25 protein-coding genes are annotated in these 25,480 nt (G+C 55.4%); 15 read left to right on the top strand and 10 right to left on the bottom strand.

Annotated elements, in window-relative coordinates; all coding sequences use genetic code 11:
• The first annotated feature begins 19 nt into the window (after window positions 1–19).
• From infB to mtr, 9 genes are all read left to right on the top strand, one after another.
• Window positions 20–2,707, top strand: coding sequence for a translation initiation factor IF-2 (gene infB, locus L462_RS07510; protein WP_014171784.1), 2,688 nt, complete (start codon window positions 20–22; stop codon window positions 2,705–2,707).
• Window positions 2,708–2,795: 88 nt separating this feature from the next.
• On the top strand, window positions 2,796–3,200 hold the full coding sequence (gene rbfA, locus L462_RS07515) for a 30S ribosome-binding factor RbfA (RefSeq protein WP_014171783.1): 405 nt from the start codon (window positions 2,796–2,798) through the stop codon (window positions 3,198–3,200).
• The gene (gene truB, locus L462_RS07520; RefSeq protein WP_014171782.1) at window positions 3,200–4,150 is read left to right on the top strand and encodes a tRNA pseudouridine(55) synthase TruB; all 951 of its coding nucleotides are present in this window, start codon (window positions 3,200–3,202) and stop codon (window positions 4,148–4,150) included. Before rbfA ends, truB begins: the two co-directional genes overlap by 1 nt.
• Before the next feature lie 155 nt (window positions 4,151–4,305).
• Window positions 4,306–4,575 (top strand): 30S ribosomal protein S15, encoded by a 270-nt coding sequence (rpsO, locus tag L462_RS07525; RefSeq protein ID WP_013098914.1) that lies wholly within the window; start codon window positions 4,306–4,308, stop codon window positions 4,573–4,575.
• Between the two features lie 242 nt (window positions 4,576–4,817).
• Complete coding sequence (gene pnp / locus L462_RS07530; protein WP_014171780.1) at window positions 4,818–6,956, top strand: polyribonucleotide nucleotidyltransferase; 2,139 nt, start codon at window positions 4,818–4,820, stop codon at window positions 6,954–6,956.
• Between the two features lie 108 nt (window positions 6,957–7,064).
• Window positions 7,065–7,949: a lipoprotein NlpI gene (gene nlpI / locus L462_RS07535; RefSeq protein WP_013098912.1), complete on the top strand. Its 885-nt coding sequence runs from the start codon at window positions 7,065–7,067 to the stop codon at window positions 7,947–7,949.
• Window positions 7,950–8,056: 107 nt separating this feature from the next.
• Window positions 8,057–8,137 (top strand): protein YrbN, encoded by an 81-nt coding sequence (gene yrbN, locus L462_RS25780; RefSeq protein ID WP_100122156.1) that lies wholly within the window; start codon window positions 8,057–8,059, stop codon window positions 8,135–8,137.
• On the top strand, window positions 8,130–10,034 hold the full coding sequence (locus L462_RS07540; RefSeq protein ID WP_020883539.1) for a DEAD/DEAH family ATP-dependent RNA helicase: 1,905 nt from the start codon (window positions 8,130–8,132) through the stop codon (window positions 10,032–10,034). The genes yrbN and L462_RS07540 overlap by 8 nt, the downstream gene beginning before the upstream one ends.
• A 142-nt stretch (window positions 10,035–10,176) precedes the next feature.
• Window positions 10,177–11,421, top strand: coding sequence for a tryptophan permease (gene mtr, locus L462_RS07545; protein ID WP_032679046.1), 1,245 nt, complete (start codon window positions 10,177–10,179; stop codon window positions 11,419–11,421).
• A gap of 45 nt (window positions 11,422–11,466) precedes the next feature.
• Here mtr and L462_RS07550 read toward each other — a convergent pair whose 3' ends face one another.
• The 3 genes from L462_RS07550 to L462_RS07560 all read right to left on the bottom strand — a co-directional run bounded on the left by L462_RS07550 (window position 11,467) and on the right by L462_RS07560 (window position 14,445).
• Window positions 11,467–12,474: a luciferase-like monooxygenase gene (locus L462_RS07550; protein WP_032679044.1), complete on the bottom strand. Its 1,008-nt coding sequence runs from the start codon at window positions 12,472–12,474 to the stop codon at window positions 11,467–11,469.
• An 89-nt stretch (window positions 12,475–12,563) separates the two neighbouring features.
• Complete coding sequence (locus L462_RS07555) at window positions 12,564–13,442, bottom strand: U32 family peptidase (protein WP_032679043.1); 879 nt, start codon at window positions 13,440–13,442, stop codon at window positions 12,564–12,566.
• Window positions 13,443–13,449: 7 nt separating this feature from the next.
• Window positions 13,450–14,445, bottom strand: a complete 996-nt coding sequence (locus tag L462_RS07560) for a ubiquinone anaerobic biosynthesis protein UbiU (RefSeq protein ID WP_020883543.1) — start codon at window positions 14,443–14,445, stop codon at window positions 13,450–13,452.
• 211 nt (window positions 14,446–14,656) lie between these two features.
• Here L462_RS07560 and L462_RS07565 point away from each other — a divergent pair, with 211 nt between their 5' ends.
• Together L462_RS07565 and L462_RS07570 are read left to right on the top strand one after the other, a co-directional pair.
• A complete protein-coding gene (locus tag L462_RS07565; protein WP_032679042.1) occupies window positions 14,657–15,181 on the top strand; it encodes a ubiquinone anaerobic biosynthesis accessory factor UbiT in 525 nt (174 codons plus the stop codon).
• On the top strand, window positions 15,175–15,678 hold the full coding sequence (locus L462_RS07570) for a GNAT family N-acetyltransferase (RefSeq protein WP_020883545.1): 504 nt from the start codon (window positions 15,175–15,177) through the stop codon (window positions 15,676–15,678). The genes L462_RS07565 and L462_RS07570 overlap by 7 nt, the downstream gene beginning before the upstream one ends.
• Here the strand turns inward: L462_RS07570 and L462_RS07575 are convergent.
• Window positions 15,665–15,994 carry a GIY-YIG nuclease family protein gene (locus L462_RS07575; protein WP_014171769.1) on the bottom strand — a complete coding sequence of 110 codons (330 nt, stop codon included), beginning with the start codon at window positions 15,992–15,994 and terminating at the stop codon, window positions 15,665–15,667. The genes L462_RS07570 and L462_RS07575 overlap by 14 nt on opposite strands.
• A 14-nt stretch (window positions 15,995–16,008) precedes the next feature.
• Here L462_RS07575 and L462_RS07580 point away from each other — a divergent pair, with 14 nt between their 5' ends.
• Window positions 16,009–16,443, top strand: coding sequence for a YhbP family protein (locus L462_RS07580; protein ID WP_020883546.1), 435 nt, complete (start codon window positions 16,009–16,011; stop codon window positions 16,441–16,443).
• Here the strand turns inward: L462_RS07580 and L462_RS07585 are convergent.
• Window positions 16,423–16,941: a type 1 glutamine amidotransferase domain-containing protein gene (locus L462_RS07585; protein ID WP_014171767.1), complete on the bottom strand. Its 519-nt coding sequence runs from the start codon at window positions 16,939–16,941 to the stop codon at window positions 16,423–16,425. The genes L462_RS07580 and L462_RS07585 overlap by 21 nt on opposite strands.
• Window positions 16,942–17,071: 130 nt before the next feature.
• Here L462_RS07585 and L462_RS07590 point away from each other — a divergent pair, with 130 nt between their 5' ends.
• Both L462_RS07590 and L462_RS07595 read left to right on the top strand, forming a co-directional pair.
• Window positions 17,072–17,716: an NAD(P)H-binding protein gene (locus L462_RS07590; protein ID WP_020883547.1), complete on the top strand. Its 645-nt coding sequence runs from the start codon at window positions 17,072–17,074 to the stop codon at window positions 17,714–17,716.
• Window positions 17,717–17,756: 40 nt separating this feature from the next.
• The gene (locus L462_RS07595) at window positions 17,757–18,794 is read left to right on the top strand and encodes a permease (protein ID WP_032679041.1); all 1,038 of its coding nucleotides are present in this window, start codon (window positions 17,757–17,759) and stop codon (window positions 18,792–18,794) included.
• Window positions 18,795–18,845: 51 nt separating this feature from the next.
• Here L462_RS07595 and dolP read toward each other — a convergent pair whose 3' ends face one another.
• Genes dolP through L462_RS07615 form a run of 4 tightly spaced genes read right to left on the bottom strand, consistent with a single transcriptional unit; the run spans window position 18,846 to window position 22,627 of the window.
• A complete protein-coding gene (gene dolP / locus L462_RS07600) occupies window positions 18,846–19,421 on the bottom strand; it encodes a division/outer membrane stress-associated lipid-binding lipoprotein (protein WP_032679040.1) in 576 nt (191 codons plus the stop codon).
• A gap of 9 nt (window positions 19,422–19,430) precedes the next feature.
• Entirely contained in the window at window positions 19,431–20,021 is a 591-nt protein-coding gene (gene diaA / locus L462_RS07605; protein WP_003861754.1) for a DnaA initiator-associating protein DiaA, read from the bottom strand.
• A 21-nt stretch (window positions 20,022–20,042) separates the two neighbouring features.
• Window positions 20,043–20,438, bottom strand: a complete 396-nt coding sequence (locus L462_RS07610; protein ID WP_020883549.1) for a YraN family protein — start codon at window positions 20,436–20,438, stop codon at window positions 20,043–20,045.
• Window positions 20,396–22,627 (bottom strand): penicillin-binding protein activator, encoded by a 2,232-nt coding sequence (locus tag L462_RS07615; protein WP_032679039.1) that lies wholly within the window; start codon window positions 22,625–22,627, stop codon window positions 20,396–20,398. Before L462_RS07615 ends, L462_RS07610 begins: the two co-directional genes overlap by 43 nt.
• Before the next feature lie 62 nt (window positions 22,628–22,689).
• Between L462_RS07615 and rsmI the strand changes: the two genes are divergently transcribed.
• Window positions 22,690–23,550, top strand: coding sequence for a 16S rRNA (cytidine(1402)-2'-O)-methyltransferase (gene rsmI, locus L462_RS07620; protein WP_032679038.1), 861 nt, complete (start codon window positions 22,690–22,692; stop codon window positions 23,548–23,550).
• A gap of 36 nt (window positions 23,551–23,586) precedes the next feature.
• On the opposite strand, the gene L462_RS07625 is transcribed toward rsmI, so the two are convergent.
• Window positions 23,587–25,476: an alpha-galactosidase gene (locus L462_RS07625; protein ID WP_032679037.1), complete on the bottom strand. Its 1,890-nt coding sequence runs from the start codon at window positions 25,474–25,476 to the stop codon at window positions 23,587–23,589.
• Window positions 25,477–25,480: the final 4 nt, after the last annotated feature.

The following is a 25,480-nucleotide window of genomic DNA, read 5'->3' as shown; positions in this document are numbered from 1 at the left end:
TGTAGCAGGAAGGAACAGCATGACTGATGTAACTGTAAAATCGCTGGCTGCCGAGATTCAGACCTCCGTGGACCGCCTGGTACAGCAATTTGCTGATGCAGGGATCCCGAAGTCCGCTGATGACTCGGTGAACGCGCAAGAAAAACAAACCTTGTTAGCGCACCTGAACCGTGAACACGGTTCGACGCCTGACAAGCTGACGCTGCAGCGCAAAACGCGTAGCACGTTGAATATCCCTGGTACCGGTGGTAAAAGCAAATCGGTACAAATTGAAGTCCGCAAGACACGCACCTTTGTAAAACGTGATCCGCAAGAGGCAGAACGCCTTGCTGCGGAAGAGCAGGCACAGCGTGAAGCGGAAGAACAAGCTCAGCGTGAGGCAGAAGCGACTGCCAAACGTGAAGCAGAATTAAAAGCTGAACGTGAGGCCGCAGAAAAAGCGAAGCGCGACGCAAGTGATAAAGTGAAGCGTGAAGCTGCGGAAAAAGACAAAGTGAGCAATCAACAGACCGACGAAATGACAAAAACCGCCCAGGCTGAAAAAGCCCGCCGTGAAAATGAAGCTGCCGAGCTGAAGCGTAAAGCGGAAGAAGAAGCCCGCCGCAAGCTTGAAGAAGAAGCTCGCCGTGTAGCTGAAGAAGCGCGCCGTATGGCTGAAGAAAACGAGAAGAACGGTGTGAACCCTGCTGAAGCGTCTGAAGACACCAGCGATTATCACGTCACCACTTCTCAGCATGCGCGCCAGGCAGAAGACGATAACGACCGTGAAGTTGAAGGTGGTCGTGGCCGTACTCGCAGCACCAAAGCTGCTCGCCCAGCCAAAAAAGGCAACAAGCACGCTGAATCTAAAGCTGACCGTGAAGAAGCACGTGCAGCGATCCGCGGTGGTAAAGGCGGCAAGCGTAAAGGTTCCGCACTGCAGCAGGGCTTCCAGAAGCCAGCTCAGGCTGTTAACCGTGACGTAGTGATTGGTGAAACCATCACCGTTGGCGATCTGGCCAACAAAATGGCGGTTAAAGGCTCTCAGGTCATCAAAGCGATGATGAAACTGGGCGCAATGGCCACCATCAACCAGGTTATCGACCAGGAAACTGCGCAACTGGTAGCCGAAGAGATGGGCCACAAAGTTATCCTGCGTCGTGAAAACGAGCTGGAAGAAGCAGTAATGAGCGACCGTGACACCGGTGCAGCGGCAGAACCGCGCGCGCCTGTAGTGACCATCATGGGTCACGTTGACCACGGTAAAACCTCTCTGCTCGACTACATTCGTTCGACGAAAGTGGCCTCCGGTGAAGCGGGTGGTATTACCCAGCACATCGGTGCGTACCACGTAGAAACCGACAACGGCATGATCACCTTCCTGGATACCCCGGGCCACGCAGCGTTTACCTCTATGCGTGCTCGTGGTGCTCAGGCAACGGATATCGTTGTACTGGTTGTTGCTGCAGACGACGGCGTGATGCCACAGACCATTGAAGCTATTCAGCACGCGAAAGCGGCGCAGGTGCCTCTGGTAGTTGCAGTGAACAAGATCGATAAGCCAGAAGCTGACATGGATCGCGTTAAAAACGAACTCTCCCAGTACGGTGTTATGCCGGAAGAGTGGGGCGGTGAAGCGCAGTTCATCCCAGTATCTGCGAAAGCCGGTACCGGTATCGACGACCTGCTGAACGCTATCCTGCTGCAGGCTGAAGTTCTGGAGCTGAAAGCGGTTCGTAAAGGTATGGCGAGTGGCGCGGTTATCGAATCCTTCCTGGATAAAGGTCGTGGTCCGGTTGCAACCGTTCTGGTTCGTGAAGGTACGCTGCATAAAGGCGATATCGTTCTGTGTGGTTTCGAATACGGTCGTGTTCGTGCGATGCGTAACGAACTGGGCCAGGAAGTTCTGGAAGCAGGTCCGTCCATTCCAGTGGAAATCCTGGGCCTGTCCGGTGTGCCGGCTGCGGGTGATGAAGTGACCGTCGTACGTGACGAGAAGAAAGCGCGCGAAGTTGCACTGTATCGTCAGGGCAAATTCCGTGAAGTTAAACTGGCTCGTCAGCAGAAATCTAAACTCGAGAACATGTTTGCGAACATGACCGAAGGCGAAGTTCACGAAGTGAACATCGTTCTGAAAGCCGACGTTCAGGGTTCTGTGGAAGCGATCTCCGACTCCTTGCTGAAACTGTCTACTGACGAAGTTAAAGTGAAGATCATCGGTTCTGGCGTAGGGGGTATCACCGAAACCGACGCCACCCTGGCTGCTGCATCCAATGCAATCCTGGTCGGCTTCAACGTACGTGCTGACGCGTCTGCACGTAAAGTGATTGATGCTGAAAGCCTGGATCTGCGTTACTACTCCGTCATCTATAACCTGATCGACGAAGTGAAAGCAGCGATGAGCGGCATGCTGTCTCCAGAGCTGAAACAGCAGATCATCGGTCTGGCTGAAGTGCGTGACGTGTTCAAATCACCGAAATTTGGTGCGATCGCGGGCTGTATGGTTACCGAAGGTATCATCAAACGTCACAACCCAATCCGCGTACTGCGTGACAACGTGGTTATCTACGAAGGCGAGCTGGAATCCCTGCGCCGCTTCAAAGATGACGTTAACGAAGTCCGTAACGGCATGGAATGTGGTATCGGCGTGAAGAACTACAACGACGTTCGCGTTGGCGACATGATCGAAGTGTTCGAGATCATCGAAATTCAGCGTACGATTGCTTAATCATCGATGCAGGCCGGGTAAGCAAAGCGCCACCCGGTAATAATTTTAAAAGGGGCTTTTTGCCCCTTTTTTGTCTGGAGAATTTATTATGGCGAAAGAATTTGGTCGCCCGCAGCGCGTAGCGCAAGAAATGCAGAAAGAGATCGCCCTCATCCTGCAACGTGAAATTAAAGATCCACGCGTGGGTGTGATGACCACCGTGTCCGGCGTGGAAATGTCCCGCGACCTGGCGTATGCCAAAGTGTTCGTGACCTTCCTGAACGATCAGGACGAAGCCGCGGTAAAAAACGGCATTAAAGCGCTGCAGGAAGCCTCTGGCTACATCCGCTCTCTGCTCGGCAAAGCGATGCGTCTGCGTATCGTGCCTGAGCTGACCTTCTTCTACGACAACTCTCTGGTCGAAGGTATGCGCATGTCGAACCTGGTGACCAGCGTGGTGAAACATGACGACGAACGTCGTGTTAACCCAACGGACGACAGCAAGGAGGACTAATGAGTCGTCCTCGTCGTCGCGGTCGCGACGTGCATGGTGTGCTGCTGCTGGATAAACCCCAGGGCGCTTCCAGCAACGACGTGCTGCAAAAAGTTAAGCGTATTTTTAACGCCAACCGTGCGGGCCACACGGGCGCGCTCGATCCGCTGGCGACCGGCATGCTGCCGATCTGCCTGGGGGAAGCGACAAAGTTTTCCCAGTACCTGCTGGACTCCGATAAGCGCTATCGGGTCATCGCCCGATTAGGCCAGCGCACGGACACCTCCGATGCCGATGGTCAGGTGGTAGAAGAGCGTCCGGTGACCTTCAGCGCGGAGCAACTTGATGCTGCGCTGGAAAGTTTCCGTGGCGACACGCTGCAGGTACCGTCAATGTATTCGGCGCTGAAGTACCAGGGTAAAAAACTGTACGAATATGCACGCCAGGGCATTGACGTTCCTCGTGAACCCCGTCCGATTACCGTGTACGAACTGCTCTTTATTCGTCACGAAGGCGATGAGCTGGAGCTGGAAGTTCACTGTTCGAAAGGCACCTATATTCGTACCATCATCGACGACCTGGGTGAAAAACTGGGCTGCGGTGCGCACGTGATTTACCTGCGTCGCCTGGCCGTGAGCACGTACCCGGTTGAGCGAATGGTCACCCTTGAACATCTGCGCGAGTTGGTTGAGCAGGCGGAAGCGCAGGAGATTGCGCCGGCCGATTTGCTCGATCCGCTGCTGATGCCAATGGACAGCCCGGCAGCCGATTTCCCGGTTGTTAATCTTCCTTTAACATCCTCCGTTTACTTTAAGAACGGAAACCCGGTTCGTACCACCAGTGCTCCTTCTGAAGGTCTGGTACGCGTGACCGAGGGGGATGAAGGTAAGTTTATCGGCATGGGTGAAATGGATGGCGAAGGCCGCGTCGCGCCGCGTCGCCTGGTCGTTGAGTATCCGGTTGAAGCCTGATAGCGATAACGGCTCGCCTTGCGATAAGCAGGGGAGACGAGTAGAATATCGCGGCTTAACGTTCGGCAAATTGTTTAACATATTGCGGGACGTATACTGGGATTGCTGAATTAGAGATCGGCATCCTTACATTCTTTATATTCTGGAGTTTGAAAATGTCTCTAAGCGTTGAAGCTAAAGCTAAAATCGTTTCTGAGTTTGGTCGTGGTACTAACGACAGCGGTTCTACCGAAGTTCAGGTTGCACTGCTGACTGCACAGATTAACCACCTGCAGGGTCACTTTGCAGAGCACAAAAAAGATCACCACAGCCGTCGTGGTCTGCTGCGTATGGTTTCTCAGCGTCGTAAACTGCTCGACTACCTGAAACGTAAAGATGTTGCACGTTACTCCGCGCTGATCGAGCGTCTGGGTCTGCGTCGCTAAGTCTTGCGAGTTTCAGAAAAGGGGGCCTGATGGCCCCTTTTTTCAACCAGACGGCAGCAATTCACTGGAAACTATTGTATTGTTGCTATAAATGATCTTCATTGCAGAGGTTCGCGCGGCTAATGAGAGGCTTCACCCATGGGGGTGTTGGTTGTCATTAGTCGCGAGGATGCGAAGAAGGTCGGGTTAAATCGTCAGCACACCGGTGGTGTGCTGTCATACATTTAAGAAAGGACAGAACTTTGCTGAATCCGATCGTTCGTAAATTCCAGTATGGTCAACACACCGTCACGCTGGAAACCGGCATGATGGCACGTCAGGCTACTGCTGCCGTTATGGTAAGCATGGATGACACTGCGGTATTCGTAACCGTAGTTGGCCAGAAAAAAGCAAAACCAGGTCAGGACTTCTTCCCACTGACCGTTAACTACCAGGAGCGTACCTACGCTGCCGGTAAAATTCCGGGTGGCTTCTTCCGTCGTGAAGGCCGTCCAAGCGAAGGCGAAACCCTGATTGCGCGTCTGATTGACCGCCCGGTTCGTCCGCTGTTCCCGGAAGGCTTCGTGAACGAAGTGCAGGTTATCGCGACCGTTGTTTCCGTTAACCCACAGGTTAACCCGGATATCGTTGCGATGATCGGTGCTTCCGCGGCCCTGTCACTGTCTGGTATTCCATTCAATGGCCCAATCGGTGCTGCACGCGTTGGTTACATCAACGACCAGTACGTGCTGAACCCAACGCAGGAAGAGCTGAAAGAAAGTAAGCTGGACCTGGTTGTTGCTGGTACTGAAGCGGCTGTGCTGATGGTTGAATCCGAAGCGGAACTGCTGAGCGAAGACCAGATGCTGGGCGCGGTGGTCTTTGGCCACGATCAGCAGCAGATCGTTATTCAGAACATCAACGATCTGGTTAAAGAAGCGGGCAAACCACGTTGGGACTGGCAGCCTGAAGCCGTCAACGACGCGCTGAATGCACGCGTTGCTGCGCTGGCTGAATCTCGTCTGAGCGATGCTTATCGCATCACCGACAAACAGGAGCGTTATGCTCAGGTTGACGTGATCAAAGACGAAACTATCGCAACGCTGATTGCTGAAGACGAAACGCTGGATGCTAACGAGCTGAGCGAAATTCTGCACGCTATCGAGAAAAACGTGGTTCGTAGCCGCGTCCTGGCGGGTGAGCCGCGTATCGATGGCCGCGAAAAAGACATGATCCGTGGTCTGGACGTGCGTACTGGCGTTCTGCCACGTACTCACGGTTCTGCACTGTTCACCCGTGGCGAAACGCAGGCGCTGGTTACCGCGACCCTGGGGACAGCACGTGACGCGCAGAACATCGACGAACTGATGGGCGAGCGTACTGACAGCTTCCTGTTCCACTACAACTTCCCTCCATACTCCGTAGGTGAAACCGGTATGGTGGGTTCGCCTAAGCGTCGTGAAATTGGTCACGGTCGTCTGGCGAAGCGTGGTGTGCTGGCAGTGATGCCGGATGCTGACAAATTCCCGTACACCGTTCGTGTGGTTTCTGAAATCACCGAATCTAACGGTTCTTCTTCCATGGCTTCCGTGTGTGGCGCATCTCTGGCGCTGATGGATGCAGGCGTGCCAATCAAAGCTGCCGTTGCGGGTATCGCAATGGGCCTGGTGAAAGAAGGCGAGAATTTTGTTGTTCTGTCTGACATTCTGGGCGACGAAGACCACCTGGGCGATATGGACTTCAAAGTTGCGGGTTCCCGCGATGGTATCTCTGCGCTGCAGATGGATATCAAAATTGAAGGTATCACCAAAGAGATCATGCAGGTTGCGCTGAACCAGGCTAAAGGTGCTCGTCTGCACATCCTGGGCGTGATGGAACAGGCGATCAACGCGCCACGTGGCGACATTTCTCAGTTCGCTCCGCGTATCCACACCATCAAGATCAATCCAGACAAGATCAAAGATGTTATCGGTAAGGGCGGTTCCGTTATCCGTGCTCTGACCGAAGAGACTGGCACCACTATCGAAATCGAAGATGACGGTACGGTGAAAATTGCAGCGACCGACGGCGAGAAAGCGAAATTCGCTATTCGTCGCATCGAAGAAATTACTGCAGAAATCGAAGTGGGCCGTATCTACAATGGTAAAGTGACCCGTATCGTTGACTTTGGCGCGTTCGTTGCCATCGGTGGCGGTAAAGAAGGTCTGGTTCACATATCTCAAATCGCTGACAAGCGCGTTGAGAAAGTGACCGATTACCTGCAGATGGGTCAGGAAGTCCCGGTTAAAGTTCTGGAAGTTGACCGCCAGGGCCGTATCCGTCTGAGCATTAAAGAAGCAACCGAGCAGTCTCAGCCGGCTGCTGCGCCAGAAGCATCGGCAGCAGAACAGCAAGGCGAGTAAGTTGCATTTGCCCTCCGCTTCGGCGGAGGGCCTATTATCAGGCAGGACGCCTTGTTAAGCCGCCGGGGGACAGGACGTTCATCCAATAGTTGTCTTCGGGAGTGGGAAATGAAGCCTTTTTTGCGCTGGTGTTTCGTTGCGACAGCTTTAACGCTGGCAGGATGCAGCAACTCTGCCTGGCGTAAGAGCGAAGTCCTCGCAGTGCCATTGCAACCGACTTTGCAGCAGGAAGTGATTCTGGCACGCATGGAACAAATTCTTGCCAGTCGGGCTTTAACCGATGACGAACGCGCACAGCTTTTATATGAGCGCGGAGTGTTGTATGATAGTCTCGGTCTGAGGGCATTAGCGCGGAATGATTTCTCACAAGCGCTGGCAATCCGACCTGATATGCCTGAAGTATTCAATTACTTAGGCATTTATTTAACGCAGGCAGGCAATTTTGATGCTGCCTATGAAGCGTTTGATTCTGTACTTGAGCTTGATCCAACTTACAACTACGCGCACTTGAATCGCGGTATCGCCCTGTATTACGGCGGTCGTGATAAGTTAGCGCAAGATGATCTGCTGGCGTTTTATCAAGACGATCCTAATGATCCTTTCCGCAGTCTGTGGTTATACATCGTTGAGCAGAAGCTCGATGAGAAGCAGGCAAAAGAAGCACTGAAACAGCGCTTCGATAAATCGGACAAGGAACAGTGGGGATGGAACATTGTCGAGTTCTACCTGGGCAACATTAGCGAAGCAACGCTGATGGAACGCCTCAAGGCGGACGCAACGGATAACACCTCGCTCGCTGAGCATCTCAGTGAAACCAACTTCTATTTAGGTAAGTACTACCTAAGTCTGGGGGATAAGGACAGCGCTACGGCACTGTTCAAATTAGCGGTTGCTAACAACGTACACAACTTCGTTGAGCACCGTTATGCATTGTTGGAATTATCGCTCTTGGGCCAGGAGCAAGACGACCTGGCAGAATCGGACCAGCAATAGCTGACGACATAAACATCAGCCCGTAATCTTTTGATTGCCATCACCTTAACTGGTGAGGGCGTTGTTGTTCGTCAATACATCTACTTTGAGCCGGTTCACACTTTTCAATGAAAATTGCTAATCATTTTCACGATGAGCTAAGTAGACTGGCCGCCATTGACATTGAGGCACTCGTACTACATGGCTGAATTCGAAACCACTTTTGCAGATCTGGGCCTGAAGGCTCCTATCCTTGAAGCCCTTACCGATCTGGGTTACGAAAAACCATCTCCGATCCAGGCAGAATGTATCCCACATCTGTTGTCTGGTCGTGACGTGCTGGGCATGGCCCAGACTGGTAGCGGCAAAACCGCAGCGTTCTCGCTGCCGCTGCTGCATAACATCGATCCGGAACTGCGTGCACCGCAGATCCTCGTCCTGGCTCCAACCCGTGAACTGGCTGTTCAGGTTGCAGAAGCTATGACTGATTTCTCTAAACATATGCGCGGCGTAAACGTGGTGGCCCTGTACGGTGGCCAGCGTTATGACGTGCAGTTACGTGCCCTGCGCCAGGGTCCACAGATTGTTGTCGGTACGCCGGGCCGTCTGCTGGATCACCTGAAGCGCGGTACTCTTGACCTCTCTAAACTGAGCGGTCTGGTACTGGATGAAGCAGATGAAATGCTGCGTATGGGCTTCATCGAAGACGTAGAAACAATTATGGCGCAGATCCCGGAAGGTCATCAGACCGCTCTGTTCTCTGCAACCATGCCAGAAGCGATTCGTCGCATTACCCGCCGCTTCATGAAAGAGCCGCAGGAAGTGCGCATTCAGTCCAGCGTGACCACTCGCCCGGACATCAGCCAGAGCTACTGGTCTGTATACGGTATGCGTAAAAACGAAGCGCTGGTTCGTTTCCTGGAAGCGGAAGATTTTGATGCGGCGATTATCTTCGTTCGTACCAAAAACGCGACCCTGGAAGTGGCTGAAGCGCTGGAGCGTAGCGGCTACAACAGCGCAGCGCTGAACGGTGACATGAACCAGGCTCTGCGTGAGCAGACGCTGGAGCGCCTGAAAGACGGTCGTCTGGATATCCTGATTGCAACCGACGTGGCAGCACGTGGTCTGGACGTTGAGCGTATCAGCCTGGTTGTTAACTACGATATTCCAATGGACTCCGAGTCCTACGTTCACCGTATCGGTCGTACCGGTCGTGCGGGTCGTGCAGGTCGTGCGCTGCTGTTCGTTGAGAACCGCGAGCGTCGTCTGCTGCGTAACATTGAACGCACCATGAAGCTGACCATTCCAGAAGCGGAACTGCCAAATGCAGAACTGCTGGGCAAACGCCGTCTGGAAAAATTCGCCGCGAAAGTCCAGCAGCAGCTGGAAAGCAGCGACCTGGACCAGTATCGTGCACTGCTGGCACAGATTCAGCCTACCGCTGAAGGCGAAGAGCTGGATATGGAAACGCTGGCCGCAGCACTGCTGAAAATGGCTCAGGGCGAACGTACCCTGATCGTGCCACCAGATGCACCGATGCGTCCTAAGCGTGAGTTCCGTGACCGTGACGAGCGTTTCGAACGTCGTGGCGATCGTAACGATCGTGGTCCACGTGCTGACCGTCCAGAGCGCAGTGGCGAAGAGCGTCCACGTCGTGAACGTCGTGACGCTGGCGAAATGGAACTGTACCGCATTGAAGTGGGCCGTGATGATGGTGTTGAAGTTCGTCATATCGTTGGCGCGATCGCTAACGAAGGCGACATCAGCAGCCGTTACATCGGTAACATCAAGCTGTTCGCATCTCACTCTACTATCGAGCTGCCAAAAGGCATGCCGGGCGAAGTACTGCAGCACTTTACTCGCACCCGCATCCTGAACAAGCCGATGAACATGCAGCTGATGGGCGATGCCCAGCCACGTACTGACCGTGGTGGCGAACGTCGTGGCGGTGGTCGTGGTTTCGGTGGCGAACGTCGTGAAGGCGGTCGTAGCGAAGGCAACCGCGCTGGCGCAGGCGAAGGTCGTCGTTTCTCTGGCGAGCGTCGCGAAAGCCGTGGCCCACGTCGTGAAGAAGGTACCGCTCGTCGTCGTTTCGGTGACGCGTAAGTCTTTCGTTTCTGACGTAAAGTAATCTATACAGCCCCGATAAACACTGTCGGGGCTTTTTTTATTCCTTTTGTACTCTTGTACTGGTACAGTGCTGCACACTAACATGCATAACCGCATTATTGACTGGAGAAAAGGCTGTATGGCGACACTTACCACCACCCAAACGTCACCTTCGCTGCTTGGCGGCGTGGTGATCATCGGCGGAACCATCATTGGTGCCGGGATGTTCTCCCTGCCTGTGGTTATGTCCGGTGCGTGGTTCTTCTGGTCGCTGGCGGCACTGGTGTTTACCTGGTTCTGTATGCTTCATTCCGGGCTGATGATCCTCGAAGCCAACCTGAACTACCGCATTGGCTCCAGCTTCGACACCATCACTAAAGACCTGTTAGGCAAAGGCTGGAACCTGATAAACGGCCTCTCCATTGCCTTTGTGCTCTACATCCTGACTTACGCGTACATCTCAGCGAGCGGCTCCATTCTGCATCACACATTCTCGGAGTTGTCGCTGAACGTGCCAGCAAGAGTGGCGGGCTTGTGCTTCGCGCTGGGCGTCGCGTTTATCGTCTGGATGAGCACCAAAGCGGTGAGCCGCATGACGGCGATTGTGCTGGGCGCGAAGGTGATCACCTTCTTCCTGACCTTCGGCAGCCTGCTTGGGCACGTTACGCCGGCCACGCTGTTCAACGTGGCGGAGGCGAATACCGCTTACACGCCGTACCTGCTGATGACCCTGCCGTTCTGTCTGGCATCATTTGGTTACCACGGTAATGTGCCGAGCCTGATGAAGTATTACGGTAAAGATCCCCGCACGATTGTGAAGTGCCTGATCTACGGCACGCTGCTGGCGCTGGCGCTGTACGTGATTTGGCTGCTGGGGACGATGGGCAATATCCCGCGTCCTGAATTTATCGGCATTGCGCAGAAGGGCGGTAACATTGATGTGCTGGTACAGGCGTTGAGCGGCGTACTGAACAGCCGCAGTCTGGATCTGCTGCTGGTGGTGTTCTCTAACTTTGCCGTCGCGAGCTCTTTCCTCGGCGTGACGCTGGGCCTGTTTGACTACCTGGCCGATCTGTTTGGTTTTGATGATTCTGCTATGGGGCGCTTTAAAACCGCGCTGCTGACTTTCCTGCCACCGATTGTTGGCGGTCTGCTGTGGCCGAATGGTTTCCTCTATGCCATCGGCTATGCCGGGCTGGCGGCGACCATCTGGGCGGCGATTGTGCCTGCGCTGCTGGCACGCAAATCACGTAAACGCTTCGGCAGCCCGAAATTCCGCGTCTGGGGTGGAAAGCCGATGATTGCGCTGATTCTGGTGTTCGGTATTGGCAACGCGCTGGTGCATGTCCTGTCGAGTTTTAACCTGCTGCCGGTGTATCAGTAACACCACCTGTCACCCTCTCCCGACGGGAGAGGGGAACAAACCGCGCTAACCTGACACTTCCTCTTTCACCTGCATCGCCAGGTCAAACGAATGCAAGCGTGCCTGATGATCGAAAATCTGGCCGTTAACCATAATTTCATCCGCCTGTGTCTCACGCAGCACCGCCTCCAGCCCGTGACGCACTTTTGCCTTATCCCCCACCAGCGACATGCTCAGCGCCTGCTGAACGCCATACTGTTCGGATGCCGACCACAGCTGATGCATATTCTCCACCGGCGGCGGCAGCTGGCCGGTCTCACCGCGACGCAGCTTCACAAAAGCCTGTTGCATGGAGGTGAACAGGAATTCCGCATCGCGATTGCTGTCGGCGGCAACGATGTTAATGCACACCATCGCATACGGTTTTTCCAGACGCTCTGAAGGTTTGAAATTTGTGCGATAGAGATGAAGCGCCTGGTGGAGCATATCTGGCGCGAAGTGTGAGGCAAAGGCGAACGGCAGCCCCAGCTGCGCGGCAAGCTGCGCGCTGTACAGGCTTGAGCCCAACAGCCACACCGGGATCTTCTCACCGTAGCCTGGCACCGGGCGCACGTGCGGGTTAGGGTCACGCGCGTCAAACCAGTCCACCAGTTCAGCCACATCGCGCGGGAAGTTATCGATGTCGCCGCTCATATGGCGACGCAGGGCGCGCATGGTCGGCTGGTCGCTGCCCGGCGCACGGCCAAGACCCAGGTCGATACGGCCAGGATAGAGGGTATTCAGCGTACCAAACTGCTCGGCAATCACCAGCGGGGCGTGGTTTGGCAGCATCACGCCACCGGAGCCAAGGTGCAGCGTGGTGGTGTTCGCCGCCAGGTAACCAATCAGCACGGAGGTCGCCGCACTGGCGATACCAACCATATTGTGGTGCTCAGCCAGCCAGTAACGGTGATAACCACGTTTTTCTGCCAGGCGAGCGAGATCGAGAGAGTGGGTAAAGGCTTCTCGTGCTGAGGAGCCTTGAGGGATCGGCGCCAGGTCCAGCACCGAAAACGGAATGGTTTTATCAGTCATAACAGCTCACTTTGTCGACGGTGAATCTTTTAATAGTGCATTAAAATTTAATAACCGTTGTTAACAAAGTGAGCTTTTACATTTCTTCTTCAGCCCTGTAACACCAGCCCGGGGAGGCGTTTCCAGTAGCCGTTACAGTCGCTGCTAGCGGTTAACGGCAGCGGAGCGTCACCGTTTTCATTGGCGCGGAAGGCATCCAGCATGGCGAATACGCCCGTATCCACCGGTGACAGGCGCACCATGTCGACCAGACCGTTCATCGACGCCAGTTCATTGCCGAGGTTATACACATAGCCGCTCATGGTCTGGATACCGTTCAGGACGAACACCTGCTGATTTTCCTGCGACAGCATGCTGCGCCCGTTCGGGTACTTGATGCAGCAGGTTTCACACTCGTCTTTCGGGCGGTCTTCAGAGCGGGCGGTGAAGCAGCGGGCAGAATAGGCCAGCGGCAGATGACCATAGCTCAGCACTTCCACCTCAAACTGATTGCGAATGCCCAGCGTTTCGCACTGGTTGAGCAGGTTAGCCAGCCAGTCGCGCGAGAGTTCGACCGGCATGCACCAGCGCGTCATCCCCTGTTTAAGCAGCAGGCGCAGCGTCACGGCGTTATAGCAGTTCAGCGCATGGCCTGCGACAAACGGCAGCCTGCGTTCGGCGCACATGTTCACTACGCCCAGATCGCTGGCTTCCAGCAGGAATTCACCGTTCTCTACGTAGCGTTTGAGTTCACCCAGTTCGGAGGAGGCCTGGACGAGGGCGAGCGTTGAGAGCACCACCTGTTTACCGCTTCCGGCGAGGCTTTTCGCCATATCCAGCCAGTCGCCCACTTTGGTGGCGCGGCGTTTGCTGCATACCGCTTCACCGAGGTAAATCACATCTGCGCTGCTGGTCGCGGCCTGGTGGTAAAAATCTTCCAGCGTCTCTTTTGGCCAGTAGTAGAGCACCGGCCCTAATGAATATTTCATGATTATCTCACTGCCATTTACGGTGATACGCGCCAAGCGTGGTTTGTGTACCCTCGGACATCGCACCGAGTGTCTCCATCCACGCCGGTTGCGGTGCGTAGTTCTGCGGGTCTGCCATGCAGCGATCGATAGCCTGGCGCCAGACTTTCGCCACCTGGCTTACGTACGCCGGGCTGCGCTGGCGGCCCTCAATTTTCACCGAGGCGATATTGGCGGCCAGCAGTTCTGGTAGCAGTTCCAGCGTATTAAGGCTGGTTGGCTCTTCCAGCGCGTGGTAACGCTCGCCGTCTACCAGATAGCGGCCTTTGCACAGCGTCGGGTAACCGGCATTTTCGCCGTCCTGATAGCGGTCAATCAGCACGTCGTTCAGGCGCGATTCCAGCCCCTGCGGCGTCTGTTGCCAGCGAACAAAGCGGGCGGGTGAGCAGGCCCCAACGGTATTGGGGGACTCGCCGGTTAAATAGGAGGAGAGATAGCAACGGCCTTCGGCCATGATACACAGGCTGCCAAAGGCAAAAACTTCCAGTGGTACTGGCGTGACGCGCGCGAGTTGCTTAACCTGATGAATAGAGAGCACGCGTGGCAGCACCACGCGGGCAACATCAAAGTGACGATGATAAAAACGCACCGCCTCTTCGTTAGTGGCAGATGCCTGAACGGAGACGTGACGCTCAATATGGGGATAGCGTTCTGCCGCATACTCAAGCATAGCGAGGTCGGCGAGGATCAGCGCATCGGCGCCCAGCTGTGCTGCCATATCCACCGCGCGTTGCCAACGGGCGTAGCCATCAGGATGGGCGAAGGTATTGATGGCGATATGCAGTTTGCGGCGGTGCTGGTGGACGAAGGTAACGGCTTCCTGAAGCTTTTTCTCCGTAAAGTTGAGGCCAGCAAAATGGCGGGCGTTGGTATCATCTTTCAGCCCGATATAGACCGCATCGGCCCCATTTTCGATGGCCGCCTTAAGCGCCGGAAGATTTCCGGCTGGGCAGAGCAGCTCCATAATTTATCCTGATGTAGTCGATCGCAAATTTGTTAACGAGCTGGGATTTTAATTAACCCATACGCGACAATTTTTGATTTAAGGCAGCTAATGGCGTATTGATGGCACCAATAATGAGGTATACCTGACGACAGTTTGTTGATTTACGCCGCTATGTTGTGCTTCGGATATGGCAAAATAGCAGGACTATAGCTATCAGGGAGTAAAGCTCGTGCTGGATAAACTGCGTTCACGTCTCGTACAATTTGGTCCATCAATGCTGAGCGTGCCGGTAAAACTGGCCCCGTTCGCGCTTAAACGCCAGGTGCTGGAGCAGGTGCTGAGCTGGCAATTCCGCCAGGCACTGCAGGACGGTGAGCTGGCGTTCCTGGAAGGGCGCTGGTTAAGCATTGACGTCCACGATATCGGGCTGCGCTGGTTTACCTCTGTTGAGAATGACCAACTGATCGTCCGTGAGTCCGCCGAGGCGGATGTGAGCTTTAGCGCCAGCGCCAGCGATCTGCTGATGATCGCCGCGCGTAAGCAGGATCCGGACACACTCTTCTTCCAGCGCCGACTGGTTATCGAAGGCGATACGGAACTTGGTCTGTACGTAAAGAATTTAATGGATGCCATTGAGCTGGAGCAGATGCCAAAAGCGCTGCGTGTGATGTTGATGCAAATGGCAGATTTCGTTGAGGCGGGGCTGAAAACCCCGCCGGAAAGTAAACACACTTCAGTAGGTGAGCCATGCTGATTCGAGTCGAAATTGGGATTGATGCACCGGGAATCGATGCGTTGTTACGCCGCTCTTTTGCGCGGGATGACGAAGCGCAACTGGTCCACGATCTCCGCGAAGACGGCCTGATTACGCTGGGGCTGGTTGCCACCGATGACGAAGGTCAGGTGGTGGGCTATGTTGCCTTCAGCCCGGTTACCGTTCAGGGCGAAGAGTTACAGTGGGTAGGAATGGCACCGCTGGCGGTTGATGAGCACTACCGCGGCCAGGGGCTGGCGCGCCAGCTGGTTTACGAAGGGCTGGACTCGCTCAACGAATTTGGCTATGCCGCCGTGGTGACGCTGGGAGATGCTACGTTCTATGGCCGTTTAGGCTTCGAGCCGGCAGCGCATTACGATCTCCGCTGCCGCTGGCCGGGAACGGAATCCGCCTTCCAGGTGCACCGTCTGGCGGATGACGCGCTTAATGGCGTGAACGGTCTGGTTGAGTATCACGACCATTTCAATCGCTTTTAATCAGGCTCTCGCGAAGCGCCTCAAAGGAGCCGTCTCCGGTGACGAGGCGCTCTTTCTGACGCTTCGTCAGTTGCTTAATGCGGTATTCCATTCTGAGCGCCAGCGATCTGTCGCCAACGGGCGCTGAAAAGGCGAGCTGTAATTCCCCTTTCCCCCGCAGCGCTTTGGCACCTTTCCCCGTTTGATGTTGCAGAAAACGCCGCGCCACATCGGTAGTGATCCCGGTGTACAGGGCGTTATCGGCGGTACGAACAAGATAGAGAAACCAGCACACGGTAAACAGATTCAGTATGTTAAGGTGAACGCACCTTAGCATGAGAGAGAGCGAAAATGGAAACTCTGACTACCATTAACCGCTGGCTGGCAAAACAGCATGTCGTCACCTGGTGCGTGTATGACGAAGGTGAAATGTGGTGTGCAAACGCGTTTTATTACTACGATCCAGAGCGCGTCGCCTTTTATGTCCTGAGCGAGGATAAAACCCGTCATGCGCAAATGTCGGGTCCGCAGGCGAAGGTGGCGGGCACGGTGAACGGCCAGCCTAAAACGGTCGCGCTGATTCGTGGCCTGCAGTTTAAAGGGGAGATCCGCCGCCTGGACGGAGAAGAGAGCGACGCGCAGCGTAAACGCTACACGCGCCGCTTTCCGGTTGCCATTGCGCTAAAAGCTCCGGTGTGGGAAATCCGCCTTGATGAGCTGAAATTTACCGACAACACCCTGGGCTTTGGCACAAAGCTTCACTGGCTACGCGCCGAGCAGGCGTAGCGCTTCACGGTTAAACGCGGGCAGATCGTCCGGGGTCCTGCTGGTGATCAGCTGGTCTTTGTCGTTCACAACCTCCTGATCGTAAAACTCAGCCCCCGCATTTTTCAAATCGATAACGATCGGTTTTACGGCCGTGAGTTTACGCCCGCGCACGACATCTGCGCTGATGAGCAGTTGCGGACCGTGGCAGATGGCAAAGACCGGTTTGCCCGTCGAGACAAAGTCTCGCGTGAAGGTCACGAACCGTTCATCCCCGCGCAGGGAATCCGGTGAATGACCGCCGGGTAACAGCAGGGCATCGAAATCTGACGGGCTGACGTTATCGATGGTTTCATCGATGGTCACGCTGGCTTCGCCCTTATGGCCTTTCACCGTTTTACCCGCCTCTTTCTCAATGGTGATGACCTCATGTCCTGCCTTGCGAAATGCCTCGGCTGGCGAGGTGAATTCTGAATCTTCAAACTCGTCGGTGATCAAGACTGCGATTTTCTTGCCCATGCTTCCTCCGTTGTTTTGGCTTCAGACAGATTTTTCTCCGCTTGTGGTAAATACTTACCTGTAACAGACTTCTAAGTGTGGTCGACGACGCTGAGTTCGCAAACGGACAATTCTGTAAAGGGGAGATGAGATGAGTCAGGTACTGATTACCGGCGCGACCGGGCTGGTGGGCGGACATCTGCTGCGGCTGCTGCTTCAGGAGCACCGGGTTAACTATATTGCCGCCCCGACGCGTCGGCCTCTCGCGGATATCTCCGGCGTCTTTAACCCCCACGACCCGCAGCTTACCGACGCACTGGCGCAGGTACAGGATCCTGTTGATATCGCCTTTTGCTGCCTCGGTACAACGCTGCGTGAAGCGGGCAGTAAAGAGGCGTTTGTGCATGCGGACTACACGCTGGTGGTCGATACAGCGCTGACGGCTAAAAAGCTGGGGGCCACACATTTTGTGGTGATCAGTTCGCTCGGTGCCAATGCCGGGTCACCTTTTTTCTACAACAAGGTGAAGGGCAAAATGGAAGAGGCGCTGATTGCCCAGAAGTGGGAGCAACTGACCATTGTTCGCCCCTCCATGCTGCTCGGGCACCGGGATGAACGCCGTTTTAACGAATCGTTTTTCGCGCCTCTGTTCCGCATCCTGCCGGGTAACTGGAAATCCATTGAGGCAGCGGACGTGGCGCGTGCGATGCTAAAAGAAGGGCTCTCGCCATCGCAGGAGGGCGTGAATATCATCCCGTCGGCAAAACTGCGTGAAATCGCACAGGGCGAGGCGTAAACTCCCCCGGCTAATAACCTACTACTCTCCGGGGAATGCTATGACTGGTCAGTCTTCATCTCAGGCGGCTTCACCTGTTCAATGGTGGAAGCCCGCGCTCTTCTTTCTCGTGGTCATCATCGGCCTCTGGTATGTGAAATGGCAGCCGTACTACGGTAAAGCCTTCACGGCCGCCGAAACGCACAGTATCGGAAAATCTATTCTCGCTCAGGCTGATTCCAGCCCGCTTCAGGCGGCGTGGGATTACGCCATGGTCTATTTCCTTGCCGTCTGGAAAGCAGCGGTACTGGGCGTCCTGCTGGGCTCGCTGATTCAGGTGCTTATCCCGCGTCACTGGCTGGTGAAAACCCTCGGTCAGCCCCGCTTTCAGGGTACGCTGCTGGGGACGATTTTCTCCCTGCCGGGCATGATGTGCTCGTGCTGTGCAGCGCCTGTGGCCGCCGGGATGCGTCGTCAGCGCGTCTCGATGGGCGGTGCGCTTGCTTTCTGGATGGGGAACCCGTTGTTAAACCCGGCGACGCTGGTGTTTATGGGCTTTGTGCTGGGCTGGCATTTCGCCTTTATTCGTCTGGTGGCCGGTCTGCTGACGGTGCTGGTCGTGGCGACCCTGGTGCAACATCTGGTGAAAGACAAAACCGTAACACCTGCGTCAGTTGACGTGGATATCAGCGAACCGCAGGGCGGCTTCTTCGCGCGCTGGGGCAGGGCGCTGTGGCAACTTTTCTGGAGCACCATTCCGGTCTATATCCTGGCGGTTCTGGTGCTGGGCGCGGCGCGCGTCTGGCTGTTCCCGCATGCTGACGGGGCTATCGACAACACGCTGTTGTGGGTCGTTGCAATGGCCGTTGCCGGTTGCCTGTTCGTGATCCCAACGGCCGCTGAAATTCCCATTGTTCAGACCATGATGCTGGCCGGGATGGGCACCGCGCCTGCACTGGCGCTGCTGATTACCTTGCCTGCAATCAGCCTGCCGTCGCTTGTCATGTTGCGTAAGTCATTCCCGGCGAAAGCGCTGTGGCTGACCGCGGGGCTGGTGGCGCTGAGCGGGGTGATAGTAGGAAGTATTGCACTAGTATAAAAAAAGCCCGGTAGCGTTACCGCTTACCGGGCTTTCTGTCAGACGTTCTGGTTACTTGATGTAGGTGAAGGCGGTGGTGACGTGTTTCACGCCGCTCACCCGGCTGGCGATATCGGCCGCCGCTTTCCCTTCACGGGCGGTGACCAGACCCAGCAGGAACACTTCGCCGTTTTCCGTTGTCACTTTCACGTTTGAGGATTTCACCTGGTCCGAGCCCAGCAGCTGGGAGCGTACTTTGGTGGTGATCCAGGTATCAGACGACGCGGTACCCAGGCTGATTGGCTGCCCCTGACGGATTTCATTGAAGACTTCCGTGGTGCCCTCAACGCCCATTGCGATCTGTTTTGCGCGGCTGGAGAGTTCGGTATTCGGCGACTGGCCCGTCAGCAACACTTTGCCCTGATAGGCCGTGACGTTGATACGTGCTTCTTTCTTGATTTGTTCGTCTTTCGACAGCGCACTGTTGACGCGCAGCTCCAGCGTACCGTCATCGACCTGTGTCCCTACGGAACGCGGGTCGGTTGCCGCTTTAGTACCAACCGCGGCGGTACCCACGACAGCCGCAGCGATACATCCCTGAAGCAGTAATGCAGACATAAGGACTGCGAGGGTCGATAAAGCCTTCATAAGAACTCCTTAATCATCCTGGTGAGGGAAAAGCGTGTTATCGATCAAATCGCATAAGCAGTTCACCGTGAGCATATGCATCTCCTGAATGCGCGCGCTACGGTGAGAGGGAATGCGGATTTCCACATCCTGCGGCCCAAGCAAACCCGCCAGCTCACCACCGTCATAGCCTGTTAAGGCAACGATAGTCATGTCGCGGGTGACGGCGGCTTCAACGGCTTTGACAATGTCCCGGCTGTTGCCGCGCGTGGAGATTGCCAGCAGAACATCTCCGGCATGACCCAGGGCTCGCACCTGCTTTGCGTAAATCTCATCATGCAGACGATCGTTAGCAATCGCTGTTAAGACCACATTATCGGTATTAAGTGCAATGGCGGGTAAACTCGGTCGTTCTGTTTCAAAACGATTGATCATGCTGGCAGCAAAATGCTGTGCGTTGGCGGCTGAAGTGCCATTGCCACAACAGAGGATTTTGTTGCCGTTGAGCAGGGATTGCACCAGCGTCATGGCGGCACGAGAGATAGCGTCCGGAAGGGCTTCCGCCGCTGCAATCTGAGTCTGGATGCTTTCAGTGAAGCACACTTTAATTCTTTCGAGCACGTTATCCCTTTTAAATCTTAATTATGCGTCTTCGCCAAAAGCGTTTTTCAGCCATTCGATCGCATTGCCGGTGAAGGCTACCACATCGAACCGGCAATCCACAGTATCAAAACTCCCATTATGGCGGGCAAGCCACAAGTGGGCAGTCTGTAATAATTTATGTTGTTTGGCGAACGTCACGCTGGCGGCAGCGCCGCCAAAACGGGAAGACTGTCGGTAGCGAACTTCTACAAACACGATGACCTCACCGTCTTTCATGATGAGGTCGATTTCGCCGCCACGTCCGCGAACGTTAGCGGCGATAAAGTGCAGTCCTTTGCCTTCAAGCCAGCGACGCGCTTTTAATTCCCACGCGTCACCGGTCTCTTTACGGCTTAACTGGCCGGGACGATTTGCCCCTGCTGGTATTTGAGCCATGATAACTTCCTGTTAATCACACAATCCTGAGTGGCCGTCAGATCGCCGGTATTGCCGTTAAGCTCAAAGCCCGGCACCTGACGCATCTGGGTAAAGTGGTTCGCCAGCGCCCAGGCATCGACACCCATGGCATACAGACGTGCCAGAGAGTAGTCGTTGCGGACGGTGCTCAGCGCCTGCTGCATCAGTGCCGGGTTACTGCCTGCGAGCATGGGAATTTCGCTGTACTGCAGGCCGTCCATCTCCAGACGGAAATCCGGGCCGGCGGTACCTTGCGCGCTGCGTGAACTGGCGTACAGCGTTGCGCCGCTCTGGCTGCCGTTACGCATTGCAATCATCGGTTTGATGAAGGCGATTTCCTGCGGGGTGGCAACGATATACGCTGCATCCACTTTACCGCCACCGCTGATCTGCGCGTCGGTAGGTGGCGCAGGGATCGACAGACCGCCAATGGTCACACTCTGCTGCTGCGGCAGGCTTGCGCTGACCGGGCTGCCGTTGAGGGCAATGCCCGCTCCGCCATTGACGCCCGCGCGCAGTTCAGACGCGGAGCCGAATTTCTGCTGCAGCACAATACCGCCGCCCAACTTCTGCCACTCATCGGCAAAAGCATTAGCAACGCGATCCCCCAGCGTACTGCGTGGGATGAGCAACAGCGGAGCCTGTTTACCCTGCTCGTGAATATGACGCGCCGCATCGCGGGCTTCATCTTCTGGCGACAGCGCGAAGTAGCAAATATTGGCCCGGTTCTGAACCTGCTCTGGCTGGTTGAGTGCCAGCACGTTCAGCGTGGTATTGCTCTTCATCAACTCTTCGACATTGTTTTTCAGCAGCGGGCCGACAACGATGCTCGCACCATCCTGTTGAACCTGCGCCAGTACCTGGTCAAGCGGCTTCGAACTGGTGTCGTAGATTTTCAGCTCAGCACCCGGGTTCGCGCTGGTGGTGGCCACCGACGGTGTTTGCGCGACAGGTTGTGCCGTTTGTTCTGCGGGCTGTGCAGGCTGAACGTTCTGCGGTTGAGGTTGTTCAGAAGCGGTGTCAGTCGCCGGAGCTGCTTGAGTTTCAGCCGGCGTGGCGGACGGTGCAGGCTGAACGTTCTGCGGTTGAGGTTGTTCAGACGCGGCGTCAGTCGCCGGAGCTGCTTGCGTTTCAGCCGGCGCTGGCGTTGCCGTCGTAGGGGCCGTTACCGGGTTCTGCATCGTCCCCTGTGCCGGCGTCTGCGCGGTGGTCAGGTCACTGGTTTCAGCGGCGGAAGGGCTGACCACATCGTTCACGTTTGCCGCCTGTGCCGCCTGGGTCGGCACTGCGCTGCCCGTCACTGGCGTCGTGCCGTTTTTCGCGGCTTCAAAACCCTGCTGAATAGTGCGACCGAATACCGCCGCCTGACCGTTTAAGGGCAGAAGGAGTGCAATCTTGCTGGTCGAGGCCGGCTTAAAGTTCTGCACGTTTACCAGCTGCGTCGGCAGCATTTTCGCGCCCGGATTCTGCGGGTAGCGGGTCTGCCAGTCAGTGATACCGGCTTTCAGCATCTTCGGATCGTTGCGGTTGTTAAACCACATCTGCTGCAGATCCAGCCAGCCCTGCAGGACGTTTTCATCTGCATTGATCACCAGTGCACGCGCCTGTTCCTGCGTCATAGAGGCCAGCGCCTGCCACGTGGCATCGATATTTTTCTGCTTATCAGCCCCGCCGAGCAGAGGCTCCTGGGCGATCAGCGCACGGAGCAGCGTCAGGGAAGGGCGGCCCTGTTCAGCGGTAATGCCCGCCTGCCAGAAGCGAGCCTGCTGATTTTTGTCCAGCGCGCTCACGTCGATATCCCCGAGGATCTTTTTCGCGGCATCGTAATCTTTCAGCGCGACTTTCAGCTCGGCAGAGAGCAGGCTCTGCTCACGACGCTGAACATCATTCAGATCTTTTGGCAACTGGTTGAACAATTCGGCAGCCTGCTGGGTTTTACCCTCTTTCAGCAGTGCACGAATGGCGAGTAATTGCCAGTTGGTCTTGGTATCATTTGAGCTCTGCGACATTTGTTGCAGATAAAAGCCAGAGTCAGCCTGAGCAGAACCCTGCAAATGGGCGGTGCTCTGGTCGGGTGCCTGGGTGCCACAGCCTGCAAAGATCAGGGCTGCCAGCAGGAGCGGCACGCTGCGCGTGGCTTTTTTTCGAAGAAACGTTAACGGTACCATACTGTATCCAGTGATTTTTTTTACGCAATGCTCAATATTAAATCGGCAATACGGACGAAACAATGAAACAACACGAAACGGCAGATAATTCTCAAGGCCAGCTCTATATTGTACCTACTCCTATCGGGAATTTATCTGATATTACCCAACGTGCGCTTACCGTATTGCAGGCTGTTGATTTAATTGCCGCTGAAGATACCCGACACACAGGCTTACTGCTCCAGCACTTCGCCATTAGCGCGCGTTTGTTCGCGTTACACGATCACAATGAGCAACAAAAAGCCGAAACGCTGGTGGCGAAGCTGAAAGAGGGGCAGAACATTGCCCTGGTCTCCGATGCGGGTACGCCGCTGATTAACGACCCTGGCTACCATCTGGTGCGTACCTGCCGTGAAGCCGGGATCCGCGTGGTGCCGCTGCCTGGCCCATGTGCGGCTATCGCGGCGCTGAGCGCTGCGGGTCTGCCTTCCGACCGCTTCTGCTATGAAGGTTTCCTGCCTGCCAAATCCAAAGGCCGCCGCGACGTGTTAAAAGCGCTGGAAGCTGAACCGCGCACCCTGATTTTCTACGAATCTACGCATCGCCTGCTGGAAAGCCTGGAAGATATGGTGACCGTCTGGGGTGAAGCCCGCTACGTGGTGCTGGCACGCGAGCTGACCAAAACCTGGGAAACCATTCACGGCGCATCGGTAGGAGAACTGCTGGCGTGGGTGAAGGAAGACGAAAACCGCCGCAAGGGTGAGATGGTGCTGATTGTCGAAGGACATAAGGCGCAGGAGGACGCATTGCCTGCCGATGCGCTTCGTACACTTGCGCTGCTGCAGGCTGAACTGCCGCTCAAGAAAGCGGCTGCGCTGGCGGCAGAGATCCACGGCGTGAAGAAAAACGCACTGTATAAATATGCGCTGGAGCAGCAGGGGTAATTTATCGGCCCGGCAATCACGCCGGGCCAGTTTATTTTACTTCGCGGGAATGGCCTCGTACACCAGCGTTTCCAGCGGCTGCAGCGTAATCACCACGGCCTTTTGATACTCTCCTGGTACGCTTGTGTTATTGCCGTACACGGCGTTCAGACTGAACTGCGCCATGTCCCCTGTCGGGATTTCAAAGTCTTTTGCCAAATCCAGATAATAGCTTTGCGGCTTATCTGACGGGTTTCGCAAGCCCAGAATGGCTTTGTCTTTGCTCCAGGAGGCCCAGCCGTAAACCTCAAGCGCCGTCGGGTCGCCACCGATCCAATGCGTATCCACCAGCACGCTGGCGTTATTTCGCGCCCATTTTGCTGCCTGCGCCAGGGTGTCCCATTTCACCTTATTCAGCATTGATGGCGTGATATATAACTCCTGCAGTTGCGTCCCTGTGGCGAAGTAGCTCCAGACCTGATCGGCAAAATCGCTGTCCGTTTGCACCTTCTCCAGTCCGTAATAGGCATTTTCCGCGCTAACTATCCCGTGGTACATCAGCGAGTTCAGCGGGAACAGTGGGCCTTTACGCACAATAGAGCGGTATGTTTCAGCATCGCGGTAGGTCATCCACTGCTGTACCGGCGTGCCGGGGCCGTAAAGGTTGATGTCATCCCCCTGACGCCAGATGGAGTCGGCATAGAACAGCCAGGACGGGCTGGCGTCGGTACCGGTCGTCAGGTTGATAAACAGATTGGGGTTTGCGCTGCGCATGTTATGCAGCAGGGCGATAGACGCATCAAAATCGGACGCGAACTGGCTGCCAGTAATATGCGAGTTGGCGTTGCCCATCCCGTCGAGCTTAAACGAGGTGATATGTTCGTTTTTAATCAGCTTGATGATCTGCTCATTGAAGTTTTTGAAGTAGCGCTGGCCCGAGAGAGCCAGCTTCCCGTCTACCGTTTCAAAGCCGTATTCTTTGGCATGGGAGACGCGAATATCGCGCGGCTTATTATAACCTCCCCACGGTGAGAGCCACAGCCCGACGGAGCTGTGCAGACTGTCTGCTTTTTCCCTGACCTTACCAAAGCCGTGGCTGAAGGCCGGGCCAAACAGCCAGCGTCCGGTACGATCGTCCCAGCCATCGTCCAGCAGGAATGCATCCAGCGCCACGCCGCGTCCGGTGATAAATTCTTTATTCCACTCATCCATCCGCCCCAGCACATCCTGTTCGGTGTAGGGGTTAAAGAAGCCGATATCCATCCAGCTATTATAGTGCAGATAGGGTTTGTACGCCCGTGGGCGCACGGCGTCGATAAACTGGTTTACGCTACGGCGCAGCTGGCTGGTTTCCGGGAACGTACCAAAGTAGGTGGTAAAGCTGACCGGCGCGTCAGGCTGAACCGGCGTTTTCAGCTCCACGTTCAGATTGGTCGTCGCTTCATAGGCATACGTATTAACGATGGGCTTATCCGGCAGGATAAAGAACGAATCAGCAATAATGGGCGAGCTGTTGATGGCGCCATCAACGTACGGTGCCTGAGACTGTTTTTTCGTCGGGAAGAAGGTGATTTTCGCCACCTCTCGCGGCTGGCCGACGGCCGCAATGGTGTAATCAATACTGGCATATTTTCCCTTCACCAGATTCAGCTTCACCGTCACGTTAAAATCCGGACGGGTGAAATCAATGACAATCGCGTTGGCCTGTTTTTCTACATGCTTAATTGTAAAATCTGCGGTGTGAATTTTGGTCTCATCCGGCAGGGTCAGAAAGAACAGCTCCTGCGGCGTGAGCGGATGGTTAGCCGTTTTGTCTTTCACTACCACCGTTGAACTGGCGTCATCAAACGAGAGGGCAATGGAGTCGTTATCAAGCGCGTATTGCGCTGCCGCCGCGCCATGAGAAACACACAAGGCAAGCATCGAGAGTGTGAGCACTTTTTTCATCAGG

The organism is Enterobacter sp. BIDMC 26, assembly GCF_000534435.1.
In the GTDB taxonomy this organism is placed as follows: Bacteria; Pseudomonadota; Gammaproteobacteria; order Enterobacterales; family Enterobacteriaceae; genus Enterobacter; species Enterobacter ludwigii.
Note: the sequence above shows the minus strand (reverse complement) of the source record. Positions and strands in the feature narration are given on the sequence as shown.

Bases quoted from the DNA above. Each gene is read 5' to 3' on its own strand.
- rbfA (WP_014171783.1), top strand. From the start codon at position 2,796: ATGGCGAAAGAATTTGGTCGCCCGCAGCGCGTAGCGCAAGAAATGCAG.
- L462_RS07610 (WP_020883549.1), bottom strand. From the start codon at position 20,438: ATGGCTCAAATACCAGCAGGGGCAAATCGTCCCGGCCAGTTAAGCCGT.
- rpsO (WP_013098914.1), top strand. From the start codon at position 4,306: ATGTCTCTAAGCGTTGAAGCTAAAGCTAAAATCGTTTCTGAGTTTGGT.
- L462_RS07580 (WP_020883546.1), top strand. From the start codon at position 16,009: ATGGAAACTCTGACTACCATTAACCGCTGGCTGGCAAAACAGCATGTC.
- L462_RS07625 (WP_032679037.1), bottom strand. From the start codon at position 25,476: ATGAAAAAAGTGCTCACACTCTCGATGCTTGCCTTGTGTGTTTCTCAT.
- L462_RS07575 (WP_014171769.1), bottom strand. From the start codon at position 15,994: ATGCTAAGGTGCGTTCACCTTAACATACTGAATCTGTTTACCGTGTGC.
- L462_RS07570 (WP_020883545.1), top strand. From the start codon at position 15,175: ATGCTGATTCGAGTCGAAATTGGGATTGATGCACCGGGAATCGATGCG.
- truB (WP_014171782.1), top strand. From the start codon at position 3,200: ATGAGTCGTCCTCGTCGTCGCGGTCGCGACGTGCATGGTGTGCTGCTG.
- L462_RS07540 (WP_020883539.1), top strand. From the start codon at position 8,130: ATGGCTGAATTCGAAACCACTTTTGCAGATCTGGGCCTGAAGGCTCCT.
- L462_RS07560 (WP_020883543.1), bottom strand. From the start codon at position 14,445: ATGGAGCTGCTCTGCCCAGCCGGAAATCTTCCGGCGCTTAAGGCGGCC.
- yrbN (WP_100122156.1), top strand. From the start codon at position 8,057: ATGAAAATTGCTAATCATTTTCACGATGAGCTAAGTAGACTGGCCGCC.
- L462_RS07615 (WP_032679039.1), bottom strand. From the start codon at position 22,627: ATGGTACCGTTAACGTTTCTTCGAAAAAAAGCCACGCGCAGCGTGCCG.
- rsmI (WP_032679038.1), top strand. From the start codon at position 22,690: ATGAAACAACACGAAACGGCAGATAATTCTCAAGGCCAGCTCTATATT.
- infB (WP_014171784.1), top strand. From the start codon at position 20: ATGACTGATGTAACTGTAAAATCGCTGGCTGCCGAGATTCAGACCTCC.
- nlpI (WP_013098912.1), top strand. From the start codon at position 7,065: ATGAAGCCTTTTTTGCGCTGGTGTTTCGTTGCGACAGCTTTAACGCTG.
- L462_RS07555 (WP_032679043.1), bottom strand. From the start codon at position 13,442: ATGAAATATTCATTAGGGCCGGTGCTCTACTACTGGCCAAAAGAGACG.
- L462_RS07595 (WP_032679041.1), top strand. From the start codon at position 17,757: ATGACTGGTCAGTCTTCATCTCAGGCGGCTTCACCTGTTCAATGGTGG.
- dolP (WP_032679040.1), bottom strand. From the start codon at position 19,421: ATGAAGGCTTTATCGACCCTCGCAGTCCTTATGTCTGCATTACTGCTT.
- L462_RS07590 (WP_020883547.1), top strand. From the start codon at position 17,072: ATGAGTCAGGTACTGATTACCGGCGCGACCGGGCTGGTGGGCGGACAT.
- L462_RS07550 (WP_032679044.1), bottom strand. From the start codon at position 12,474: ATGACTGATAAAACCATTCCGTTTTCGGTGCTGGACCTGGCGCCGATC.
- L462_RS07585 (WP_014171767.1), bottom strand. From the start codon at position 16,941: ATGGGCAAGAAAATCGCAGTCTTGATCACCGACGAGTTTGAAGATTCA.
- mtr (WP_032679046.1), top strand. From the start codon at position 10,177: ATGGCGACACTTACCACCACCCAAACGTCACCTTCGCTGCTTGGCGGC.